Origin of the sequence: Marinomonas gallaica, from assembly GCF_049821165.1 — a bacterium.
Lineage (GTDB): Bacteria > Pseudomonadota > Gammaproteobacteria > Pseudomonadales > Marinomonadaceae > Marinomonas > Marinomonas gallaica.
The window spans coordinates 2,785,570-2,796,350 of record NZ_CP187511.1 but is presented as its reverse complement, the minus strand read 5'-3'; the positions used below and the strand labels follow the sequence as shown (position 1 = coordinate 2,796,350).

The window sequence follows — 10,781 nt, the reverse complement described above, 5'->3', positions numbered from 1 at the left end:
GATGGCAAAACCTTGTAAATAAGTTGTAAAAGTTTAATAAATACAATGGGTTACTAGTTTGGTTTAATTTGCGCACAAGTGTTATATTAGGGCACAATATGTAAACTTAAGTTATTTGTTTGCACGGAATTGCTTCATTTCTACTTGTATATTGTTAAAATAGAATATTGCAAAATTCGCTTATTTTATAAGCGTTACCGCACTGATTTAATTAAGGAAATTCTTTAGATGTCAGATAATGACTTTCGCCTCAAAGGGAGTGTTGTGACCACTGTTGTATTAGAGGTCAAAACACCCAATCTAGAGCAGATCAAATTGGGGCTGAAGGAAAAGATTGCTCAAGTTCCTCAGTTTTTTAATCAAGCACCTCTTATTATCGACATCAATCAATGCTCTGAGCCTGTTTCATTGGATCTTTTTCAAACACTTGTCGCGGGCTGTCGTGAATTGGGACTGGCTGTAATTGGCTGGAGGACGTCAGAAGGTGATATTCCAAGCTGGCGCTTCGATTGCGAGTTGCCGTTATTGCCTAATGCAAACAGTCGACAGATTAATATTAAGAGTGAAACGCCTGCGCCTGCGAAAGATCCGCATGTGGTCATTAAAACGGTGGTTGAAGAGCGTGAGGTATCGCAGCCTACCAAGCTTATTACGAAGCCTGTTCGCTCGGGGCAGCAAGTGTATGCGCCAGGCGATTTAGTGGTCGTGTCTCAAGTGAGTGCTGGTGCGGAAGTGTTAGCAGAAGGCAATATTCATATTTATGGCGCCTTAAGAGGTCGCGCTTTGGCTGGAGTGAAAGGTGATACTTCGGCTCGTATTTTTTGTAAAAACATGGAAGCAGAGCTGGTCGCGATTGCAGGCAACTTTATGTTGAGCGACGCTCTGCAAAAAATCATTTGGAAAGACGCCGCGCAAGTGCTATTAGTGGATGAAGCATTAGAAATCGCCTCACTATAGGTTATGGCAAAGGCTATCAGAATTTGTTTCTCGGGGGATATATAGTTGGCTAAAATTATCGTCGTAACCTCAGGTAAAGGTGGGGTTGGTAAAACTACATCTAGCGCTGCAATCGGTACTGGATTGGCGCTGAAAGGACATAAAACGGTTATTATCGACTTCGATGTGGGTCTACGTAATTTAGACCTTATTATGGGTTGTGAACGTCGAGTTGTGTACGATTTTGTGAATGTTATTAATAAAGAAGCAACACTTTCACAAGCTTTGATTAAAGATAAGCGCACTAAGGATTTGTTTCTTCTTCCGGCATCACAAACACGTGATAAAGATGCATTGACAACTGAAGGTGTAGAGGCGGTTTTAAATGAGCTGTCTAAGGATTTTGAATACATTGTTTGTGATTCGCCTGCCGGTATAGAGAAAGGCGCACAAATGGCGTTGTATTTTGCAGATGTCGCAATAGTGACAACCAACCCTGAAGTCTCTTCAGTGCGCGACTCTGATCGCATTTTAGGTATTCTGCAGAGCAAGAGTCGCCGTGCCGAGCAAGGTTTGCCGCCCATTGAAGAGCATCTTCTAGTGACGCGCTATAACCCTGATCGCGTTTCAGAAGGTGAAATGTTAAGTGTTGCCGACGTTGAAGAGATTTTGGCAATTCCATTGTTGGGTGTTATTCCTGAGTCGGAAGCGGTGCTTAAGGCATCTAACCAAGGCACACCAGTTATTTTAGATGGTCAAGCTGAAGCGGGTCAGGCTTATTCTGATGCGGTTGACCGTTTGCTGGGTGAAGAGCGTCCGTTGCGTTTTACGGATGTTCAAAAGAAAGGATTCTTTAAGCGTTTACTAGGAGGCTAGCGTGGGGATTTTTGATTACTTTAAAAGTAAAAGCGAACCAAGCTCTGCGTCAGTAGCTAAGGATCGTTTGCAAATTATTGTGGCACATGAGCGTAGTCGTCGCACTCAGCCAGACTACTTGGAGCAGATGCAGCAAGAGATTATTGCTGTTATCCGTAAGTATGTGCAGGTCGATAATGAGCATGTCCAGATTCAGTTAGAAGATACGGACGATTGTTCAGTGTTGGAATTAAACGTTACTTTACCTGAAAAGAACGATTAATCATTCTTTTATTAAGTGACTGATGTCTCTGTGACATCAGTCACTTAGAATACTGTTAGTTTTCATTCTCATTCATTTACCTCTTATCTAATCAAGTTGTATCATGTGACCATCTGAAAAAATGGTAGTGATATGAAACATACGATCTCGTCTATTTTGTTGCTAGGTGCCTTGTCGGTATCTGGTTGCAGTCAAAAGTCTGAAGAGTTGGCGATTGAAACATCTTCTGCTGATTTGATCTCTGATTTGCCTGTGGCGCTGAATCACCCGAAGGCGCAGCTAGGCAGTCAATTATTTTTTGATGTGAATCTATCTAAGTACCGAAATCAGTCTTGCGCTAGTTGTCATGATATTGGTCGTGCTTTTGCTGACAGTCGCCAAACAGTGGATTTGGGGGCGGTTTCTTTAGGGAGTGATGACGTTTCTCATGGGGAGCGTAATGCACCTACAGCGAGCTACGCAGCGCTGACACCTGCGTTTCATCGAATGAAAGACGGGGAGTTTCGTGGTGGTATGTTTATGGATGGCCGTGCTAACTCGCTTGCGCATCAGGCAGCAGGGCCTTTTGTGAACCCCATGGAAATGCAGATGGAAAATGAAGGTGCTGTCGTTGATAGGGTGCTTGAAAATCCTACGTATAAGTCATTATTTAAAAAGCTGTATGGCAATGATCTTTTTGAGCAAAAAGAACGAGCCTTTAGTGCGATCACGGATGCTATTGCTCATTTTGAGCAAACTGAGCTTTTTATGCCATTTGATTCAAAATATGATCGCGTCTTGCGGGGTGAGGCAGCATTCACCCAGGAAGAGGAGTTGGGGCGTACTTTATTCTTTTCTCAACAGTTTACTAATTGTAATTCATGCCATCAGTTAAATGGCTCTCCTTTCAATAAGCGTGAAACCTTTACCAACTATGAATATCGAAATATTGGTGTACCCGCTAATTCAGCGTTGAATCTTCAGTCACTTGATGAAGGGTTATTTGATAATCCGCAGGTAAGTGACCCTAAGGAGCGTGGTAAGTTTAAAGTGCCTACTTTACGTAATGTGGCGATTACTGGTCCCTATATGCACAATGGTGTATTCAAGGATCTTAAGACAGTCATTTTGTTTTACGACCACTATAACAACCCAATGAGAAAGGTGAATCCTGAAACTGGAGTGCCTTGGGCTGAGCCAGAGGTGTTTGAAAATATTGACCATAATACGTTGCAGATAGGGCCGCCGCTTGATGAGCGTCGTGTCGATGCGTTGGTGGCCTTTTTAAAGACGCTGACTGATAAACGATACGAGTACTTATTGGAAAGTAAATAATCCATTGTTTTGATGTTTTTAGCAGCCAGCCTCCACATTGTTTCCAAGTGGAATGCTGGCTTTGTTGTCTTTGATTTATTACATTCTTAAAGTTGATGTAAAACTTTTAAAGGAATGTATATACATGAAATACAGTAAGTTAGGTCGTACTGATATCGATGTGTCCCATGTTTGCCTTGGTACAATGACTTGGGGTAAACAAAATACTCAGCAAGATGCCGACCAGCAAATTGAGTTTGCCTTGGATCAAGGTATTAACTTTTGGGATACAGCGGAAATGTATGCCGTTCCCCCTACGCCTGATACCTATGGTAAGACCGAGTCTATTATTGGTGATTGGTTTTCACGTCATGAATCGCGTCGTGATGAAGTTGTACTAGCGACTAAGATTGCTGGTAACGGTTTATCATGGGTGCGTGATGGTGGCGATGTAACTGGTGAAGCGATTGTGCAATCTGTTGATAATTCACTTGCTCGATTAAAAACAGATTATATCGATCTTTACCAAATTCACTGGCCAAATCGTACCTCCCCGCATTTTGCAAAACATTGGCCTGGGCGCTTAAATTTTTCTGATGTTGATACTCAGCAGCAGTCTGCTGAGATGTTAGAGATACTGCAAGCGTTAGATGAGTGCGTTAAAGCGGGTAAGATTCGTCATTTTGGTCTTTCTAACGAAACCCCATGGGGGGTCAGCGAATACCTACGTTTAAGTGAAAAGCATAGTTTGCCTCGCGTGGCATCGATCCAAAATGAGTTCAGTTTGTTGCACGCGAAAGATTGGCCGTATCTGATTGAAGGCTGTGTTCGCGAAGATGTGGCGTATTTGCCATGGTCGCCATTAGCTGCAGGAGCGTTGTCTGGTAAATACATTGATGGTGCGCGTCCGCAAGGTAGTCGTTGGAGTTATGCGCAGCGAAATGGCTTATTCAGGGATACAGAGGCGTCTAACCTGGCAATTAAAGCTTACAAAGATATTGCTGAGCGTAATGGTCTGACTGCCTCTCAGTTAGCGTTAGCGTGGGTAGATCAAGTGGATGGAGTAACCTCTACCATTATTGGTGCAACGACCATGGATCAGTTGAAAGAGGACATAAAGGCTTTTGAGGTTGCTTTGAGTGAGCAGGTTATATCTGAAGTGGCTGAGGTCTTTAAGCAGTATCCTGCTCCTTACTAGTAGGTATGAGTTACTGGATATATGATGTGAAATTTGAGCATAAAAAAACCCGGCATATGCCGGGTTTTTTGTGTCTTAAAAAAAGGAATTACTTCTCTTCTTTTTTAGCTTTCGCTTTTTCGATCACAGTTTCAGCAACGTTCGCAGGACATGGAGCGTAATGAGCGAATTCCATAGAGAATTGGCCACGACCAGATGTCATTGTACGAAGAGAACCGATGTAGCCAAACATTTCAGACAGAGGTACGTCTGCTTTAATGCGTACGCCAGTTAGACCTGCTTCTTGGTCTTTGATCATGCCGCGGCGACGGTTAAGGTCACCGATTACATCACCAACGTGATCTTCTGGAGTGAACACGTCAACTTTCATGATTGGCTCAAGAAGTTGCGCGCCTGCTTTCGGGATAGATTGGCGGAATGCGCCTTTCGCTGCGATCTCGAATGCTACAGCAGATGAGTCTACTGCGTGGTAGCCACCGTCGAAAAGTTCAACTTCTACGTCAAGAACAGGGAAGCCCGCAAGGACACCTTGATCCATCATAGATTTGAAGCCTTTCTCAACTGCAGGCCAGAATTCTTTCGGTACGTTACCACCCACAACAGATGATGTGAATGTGAAGCCAGAGTTTGGCTCACCTGGTTTGATGCGGTAATCGATCTTACCGAACTGACCAGAACCACCAGACTGTTTCTTGTGCGTGTAGCTGTCTTCAACTTCACGAGTGATCGTTTCACGGTAGGCAACTTGAGGTTGACCAACGATTAGATCTACACCGTATGTACGCTTAAGAATGTCTACCTTAATGTCTAGGTGAAGCTCACCCATACCTTTAAGGATTGTTTCACCAGAGTCTTCGTCTGTTTCAACTTGGAAAGATGGATCTTCTGCAACCATTTTACCGATTGCGATACCCATTTTCTCGTTGCCGCCTTTATCTTTAGGCTGAACAGCGATAGAGATTACTGGTTCAGGGAAAATCATCGCTTCAAGTGTACATTCATGTTTAGGATCACAAAGAGTGTGACCTGTTTGAACGTTCTTCATACCGATGATGGCAATGATATCACCAGCTTGCGCTGAAGTGATCTCGTTACGATCGTCTGCTTGCATCTCAACCATGCGGCCAACGCGCTCAGTTTTACCTGTTGCAGAGTTAAGGATCGTGTCGCCTTTGTTTAGTTTACCTGAGTAAAGACGAACGAAGGTAAGAGCGCCGAAACGGTCGTCCATGATCTTAAACGCAAGTGCGCGTAAAGGTTCATCAACAGAAACAATAGCGTATTTGCCAGTTGATTCACCAGTTTCTTTGTCAGTTAATTCTTGTGGGTCAACTTCCGTCGGTGAAGGAAGGTAATCTACTACTGCATCAAGAACGTTTTGCATGCCTTTGTTTTTAAACGCAGAACCACAGTACGTTGGGAAGAACGCAAGGTCGCGAGTACCTTTACGGATACAGCGCTTGATTTCATCGATCGATGGAACGTCACCGTCTTCTAGGTAAGCCATCATTAGATCTTCGTCTTGCTCTAGAGCTGTCTCGATCAATGCTTCATGATATTCTTCAACTTTGTCTACCATATCAGCTGGAACATCAGTGATTTCGTAGTTCTCTGGAAGACCACTGTCGTCCCAGATGTAAGCTTTCTTAGTTAGAACGTCTACAACACCTGCGAATTCATCTTCTTCACCGATAGGAAGCGTCATAACAAGAGGGTTAGCAGCTAGAACGTTTTTAACTTGATCTACAACGCGGTAGAAGTTAGCGCCTAGACGGTCTAGTTTGTTAACAAAGATTACACGAGCAACTTCAGACTCGTTAGCGTAGCGCCAGTTTGTTTCTGATTGTGGCTCAACACCACCAGAACCACAGAATACACCAATACCACCATCAAGTACTTTCAAAGAACGGTATACTTCAACTGTGAAGTCTACGTGTCCAGGAGTATCGATAACGTTTAGGCGGTGGTTTTTCCACTCACAAGTAACAGCAGCAGACTGGATAGTAATACCGCGCTCTGCTTCTTGTTCCATGAAGTCTGTAGTTGATTCGCCGTCGTGAACTTCACCAGTCTTGTGGATTTTACCAGTAAGCTTAAGGATACGTTCTGTGGTGGTAGTTTTACCCGCGTCTACGTGGGCAAAGATACCGATGTTTCTGTAAAGTGATAAGTCAGCCATTACATTACTCTAAAAAGTGTCGGATGAATTTTTCGCATAGTTAGTATACAAGACCTTTCAGCGAAGTAGTCAGGTATTCGCGCGTATTCTATTATACTTTGATAGCGCAATAAAAGAGGCATGCTGACTACCGCCGATATTTATTTGATTATTTTGGTCTAATCACGCCTTAATCGATCAGATATAGCGATAGGATTAGGGTAGCTCAAGATTACTACATAGGTTGATAGGGCAAAGGTCAAAATCGCTGTAGCTTGAATGACATGACTGGCTTCTACACCTATTAAGCCTAGTGATGCAGCTAAATAAGCAATGAGTAGTGAGAATTCACTTACCTGTCCTAGGCGAAAGCCGACCTCCCAGCTAGTAGATTTGTCTTCTTTTAAGCCTTTTAATAAAAAGCGAAAAACAACGGGCTTGATAATCATCGACAGCATCGCTAGAGCGAGCGCTGGCCTAATGACAAGTCCGAGTAGATCTAGGTTGAAACTCGCACCAATGGAAAAGAAGAAAAGGATAAGGAAGAAGTCTCTTAGTGGTTTTAAATTGGTGGCGATGTATTGGGAAATAGGCGAGGTGGCCAACGCAACACCGGCAACAAAAGCGCCCATTTCGGCGGATAAGCCAAGTAATTCGGCTGCGGTGGCCATTGATAAGCACCAGCCGATTGAGAGTAAAAAGATGTACTCATGAAAGCGGTCGAATCGTGTAATAAGGGGTAGTAATACGTATTTGACTAGTAAAAAAGCACCGCCAATTAAAGTAGGTAAGCCTATTATAGGCTTAAGGTATTGCATGTAGCTATTCGATGCATCTGAAGAGCTGCCTATGGCAACTAAAGCAAGCAAGGCTGCGATGGCGATAATGTCTTGCAGCAAAAGTAAGCCTACAACTAATTCACCGGTGTGTTTATGGTGCAATACCGTAGTAGGAAGTAATTTGATACAAACGATGGTGCTGGAAAACATCATTGCAAGCCCGATGATGAGCGATTCCATTTGAGTGTATTGAAATGCGATGGCTGTGAAATACCCAAAGGCGGCAAAAGTGATGGATGAAATGATAGCGACCCAAGATGCTTTCTTAAGCATGTTAAAAAGGTGGCTCGGTTTCATATCAAGACCAAGTAAAAATAGCAGGAAGATGATGCCGATGTGAGACATACCTTCAAGCAATTTGGGGTGGTCCACTAGTTGAAGGGCGGAAGGGCCAAATAATGCACCGAGTGCAATGTAGGCCAGAATAAGAGGTTGCTTAGTATAAAGGGCAATGGAGGCGACCACCGCGGCGCCCCCAAAGATGAGAAAGAAAGAGTGTACAATGTTCACATCCATGTTTTGCCCTCATGCAGTTGTCTACCAAGAGCTAGATGATACCTTCTTTTTACGCGTCATTGGAAATAGTAAGCCTAAAATGCCACCAGCAATCAATGTCCCCGCACCGATTAGGAACCAGCGTTGTTCAATCGAATTGCTAAGCTCTTCGTTTTGCATCGTAAGCGTGTCGACTTGTTGTTGCAGCGATTTGATCTTGTAGTCAGACTCCTGATTGGCTGACACGATCTCTTTAGCTTGCTGCGCTAAGACGGACACATCCATCAGTTGCTGTTCAAGTGCTTGCTTTTGAGAGGTGAGTGATTCTACCGAGGAAATCAATTCGCTGTTCGTGTCTTTGGTCTCTTGTAACACGTCCTGAGCGTCTACCTTTGCTTCTTTCGCTTGGGTGAGCTGATTTTGAAGATAAACAAGTTGGTCTCGGCTTACACGGTCTTCGCTGATGAAGTAATTTGGAAGCCAGCCTTCATTGCCATCAGGTGTGCGAACTTTTACGTAGTCATTACGACGTTGTAAGACGGTAAGAGGGGTGCCGCTCTTTATACCGCGTTCTGTGGCGCGAGTGTCATTGCTTAGTCCTTCGCGGATGGCAACGAATTGAATATCAGAAACATAAACCGTTTCTGCTTGCGCTGAAAGTATAACGCTAAAGGAAGCCGTTAATCCGAACAGTATTTGTTTTAGCACGTGAAGACCCTTTTACAATCAATTACTTGTAACGAGACAATAACGCTACTAGCACTTAAGCGCAATATCTTGCGGGTCGACATAGCAAAGGTATTGCGTCAACAATGTGTAAAACAAAAAAAGCGCAACCGAAGTTGCGCTTTTTTAGACTGGTCATACTGTGGGTTTATGCTGCAAAGTTAGCTGCTGCGAATTCCCAGTTTGCAAGTGCCCAGAAGCCTTTAAGGTAATCAGGGCGAACGTTGCGGTAGTCAATGTAGTAAGCGTGTTCCCAAAGGTCAACTGTAATCAAAGCAGTTTGACCAGCAGTCATTGGCGTACCAGCATTGCTAGTGTTAACGATTTCTAGTGAACCGTCAGCGTTTTTCACCAACCAAGTCCAGCTAGAGCCGAAGTTATTTACGGCTTTGTCGTTGAATGCTTCTTGGAACGCTGCGAAAGAGCCCCATTTAGCATTGATTGCATCAGCTAGAGCGCCCGTAGGCTCGCCGCCGCCGTTTGGCGTTAGGCTATTCCAGAAGAAAGTATGGTTCCAGATTTGTGCCGCATTGTTAAATACTGGGCCAGCTGGAGCTGAAGAGATGATCTCTTCTAGAGATTTGCCTTCGTACTCAGAACCAGGAACAAGACCATTTAGCTTAGTTACGTAAGTGTTGTGGTGTTTGCCATGGTGAAACTCAAGTGTCTCTTGGGACATATGTGGTTCAAGAGCATCTTTAGCGTAAGGTAGAGCTGGTAGTTCAAAAGCCATTTCTTTTCTCCTTGCTTTATTGTAATGAAAAGTGCTTGTGATCAAGCAGTTAATGGTGCTTATATAGTAGCATCGAACATTTGAATATTATATTCATTCTGTTTGTATGGTTATTTATTCCCAAAGTTTTCATAGTTGTACAAAGATTGACGGCTGACCATAGTTATGCGCAAAGATGATGATGTAGAAATCCCAAGTCTAACACTCGATCAAGATGAAATTAGTGATCGGGGCACAAGTAGTTCGCAAGTGCCTAGAACAGGCAAGCAACGCCTAAACCCTCCACCAGCAAGGCCTACAGGATCTCCTGGTGCCGCTGGATATGCGCCAGCTAAGAAAACCAGTCTAGCGTTTGTGTATTTTCTTCTTCTGTTGATTGTAGGTGGTGCAGGAGCAGGTGGCTACTGGTTATGGATGGAAAATCAGGCGTTGCGTGACGAGTTACTTGGCGCTCGTAGTCAAATTCAAGACTTAGACAGTCAATTGTTGGCGGCCGATGTATCGACAAATGCCCTAGGTCAAACAGTTGAAGAAACATTGAAGACTCACGATAGTGAAATTCGAAAGCTTTGGGCTGTTGCGTATGATCGAAACCGGACTGGTATTGCGAATAATGATCAGCAAATTGAAGTGTTACAAGAAAAGCTGTCAGAATTGAGAGAGGTTGTTTCAACTCAGGGTAAGCGTTTCGCTGTTCAAGCGGATGCGTTTAATGATATTGAAAACGGCTACAATACGATGGTTAATACAGTCGCTAAGATTGAAGAGGCTCAGAAGCATCAGATAGAAGAGGCGAGTACTCTTGCTGGCGATCTCAATGCTAAAGTGGAGCAACAAGGGTCAACGATTGGTTCGCAACGAGACCGTATTGCAGATTTAGACCGTCAACTGTCTGAATTAAAGCGGTCGTTGAGTGGCTTGGATTCTAAGGTGTCTCAGCAGTCAGAAGGTATTGATGCGTTATCAAGTGCTGCCAGTCAGCCATCTGTGCCAAGTAATCTGTCTTCTAGGCTCCAAAGCACGGAAGAAGCTATTCGCTCAATAGATCAGTTTCGCCCTCAGGTGTTACGTGAGATCAATAACTTAAAGTCACAAGTGCGTCAAATGTCGCTGGAGTTGAGCTTAAAGAATGGTTGATTCGTTTCATAGTTTTTTTGCAGATTGATTTACATCAAAGAATGGCCGACTTGTTCGGTCATTTTTGTTTTTACGCTTCGGGATAGAGGGCTGTTTTCGCTAGAATTCGCGCCATCTTAATTTCTGTA

Annotated in this window: 10 protein-coding genes; 6 read left to right on the top strand and 4 right to left on the bottom strand. The window is 43.8% G+C overall.

Annotated features, from left to right (window positions below; genetic code table 11):
- Positions 1-228: 228 nt before the first annotated feature.
- From minC to ACPUEK_RS13180, 5 genes are all read left to right on the top strand, one after another.
- Positions 229-957 carry a septum site-determining protein MinC gene (gene minC, locus ACPUEK_RS13200; RefSeq protein WP_067037707.1) on the top strand — a complete coding sequence of 243 codons (729 nt, stop codon included), beginning with the start codon at positions 229-231 and terminating at the stop codon, positions 955-957.
- Positions 958-1,002: 45 nt separating this feature from the next.
- The gene (gene minD, locus ACPUEK_RS13195; protein WP_067037709.1) at positions 1,003-1,812 is read left to right on the top strand and encodes a septum site-determining protein MinD; all 810 of its coding nucleotides are present in this window, start codon (positions 1,003-1,005) and stop codon (positions 1,810-1,812) included.
- A 1-nt stretch (position 1,813) separates the two neighbouring features.
- Entirely contained in the window at positions 1,814-2,074 is a 261-nt protein-coding gene (gene minE / locus ACPUEK_RS13190) for a cell division topological specificity factor MinE (RefSeq protein WP_067037710.1), read from the top strand.
- A gap of 132 nt (positions 2,075-2,206) precedes the next feature.
- Complete coding sequence (locus tag ACPUEK_RS13185; protein ID WP_067219431.1) at positions 2,207-3,388, top strand: cytochrome-c peroxidase; 1,182 nt, start codon at positions 2,207-2,209, stop codon at positions 3,386-3,388.
- 124 nt (positions 3,389-3,512) lie between these two features.
- Positions 3,513-4,565 carry an aldo/keto reductase gene (locus ACPUEK_RS13180; protein WP_067219434.1) on the top strand — a complete coding sequence of 351 codons (1,053 nt, stop codon included), beginning with the start codon at positions 3,513-3,515 and terminating at the stop codon, positions 4,563-4,565.
- An 88-nt stretch (positions 4,566-4,653) separates the two neighbouring features.
- On the opposite strand, the gene fusA is transcribed toward ACPUEK_RS13180, so the two are convergent.
- The 4 genes from fusA to ACPUEK_RS13160 all read right to left on the bottom strand — a co-directional run bounded on the left by fusA (position 4,654) and on the right by ACPUEK_RS13160 (position 9,516).
- Entirely contained in the window at positions 4,654-6,744 is a 2,091-nt protein-coding gene (gene fusA, locus ACPUEK_RS13175) for an elongation factor G (RefSeq protein WP_067219438.1), read from the bottom strand.
- Positions 6,745-6,902: 158 nt separating this feature from the next.
- Positions 6,903-8,078: a cation:proton antiporter gene (locus tag ACPUEK_RS13170; protein ID WP_425641020.1), complete on the bottom strand. Its 1,176-nt coding sequence runs from the start codon at positions 8,076-8,078 to the stop codon at positions 6,903-6,905.
- A 21-nt stretch (positions 8,079-8,099) separates the two neighbouring features.
- Entirely contained in the window at positions 8,100-8,765 is a 666-nt protein-coding gene (locus ACPUEK_RS13165) for a TIGR04211 family SH3 domain-containing protein (RefSeq protein WP_067037720.1), read from the bottom strand.
- Between the two features lie 166 nt (positions 8,766-8,931).
- Positions 8,932-9,516, bottom strand: a complete 585-nt coding sequence (locus ACPUEK_RS13160) for a superoxide dismutase (RefSeq protein ID WP_067219443.1) — start codon at positions 9,514-9,516, stop codon at positions 8,932-8,934.
- A gap of 165 nt (positions 9,517-9,681) precedes the next feature.
- Between ACPUEK_RS13160 and ACPUEK_RS13155 the strand changes: the two genes are divergently transcribed.
- Entirely contained in the window at positions 9,682-10,653 is a 972-nt protein-coding gene (locus tag ACPUEK_RS13155) for a hypothetical protein (protein ID WP_425641019.1), read from the top strand.
- Positions 10,654-10,781 lie beyond the last annotated feature (128 nt).

Excerpts from the sequence above, each read along its gene's own strand:
- ACPUEK_RS13160 (WP_067219443.1), bottom strand. The coding sequence starts at position 9,516 with ATGGCTTTTGAACTACCAGCTCTACCTTACGCTAAAGATGCTCTTGAA.
- ACPUEK_RS13155 (WP_425641019.1), top strand. The coding sequence starts at position 9,682 with ATGCGCAAAGATGATGATGTAGAAATCCCAAGTCTAACACTCGATCAA.
- ACPUEK_RS13180 (WP_067219434.1), top strand. The coding sequence starts at position 3,513 with ATGAAATACAGTAAGTTAGGTCGTACTGATATCGATGTGTCCCATGTT.
- fusA (WP_067219438.1), bottom strand. The coding sequence starts at position 6,744 with ATGGCTGACTTATCACTTTACAGAAACATCGGTATCTTTGCCCACGTA.
- minC (WP_067037707.1), top strand. The coding sequence starts at position 229 with ATGTCAGATAATGACTTTCGCCTCAAAGGGAGTGTTGTGACCACTGTT.
- ACPUEK_RS13185 (WP_067219431.1), top strand. The coding sequence starts at position 2,207 with ATGAAACATACGATCTCGTCTATTTTGTTGCTAGGTGCCTTGTCGGTA.
- ACPUEK_RS13170 (WP_425641020.1), bottom strand. The coding sequence starts at position 8,078 with ATGGATGTGAACATTGTACACTCTTTCTTTCTCATCTTTGGGGGCGCC.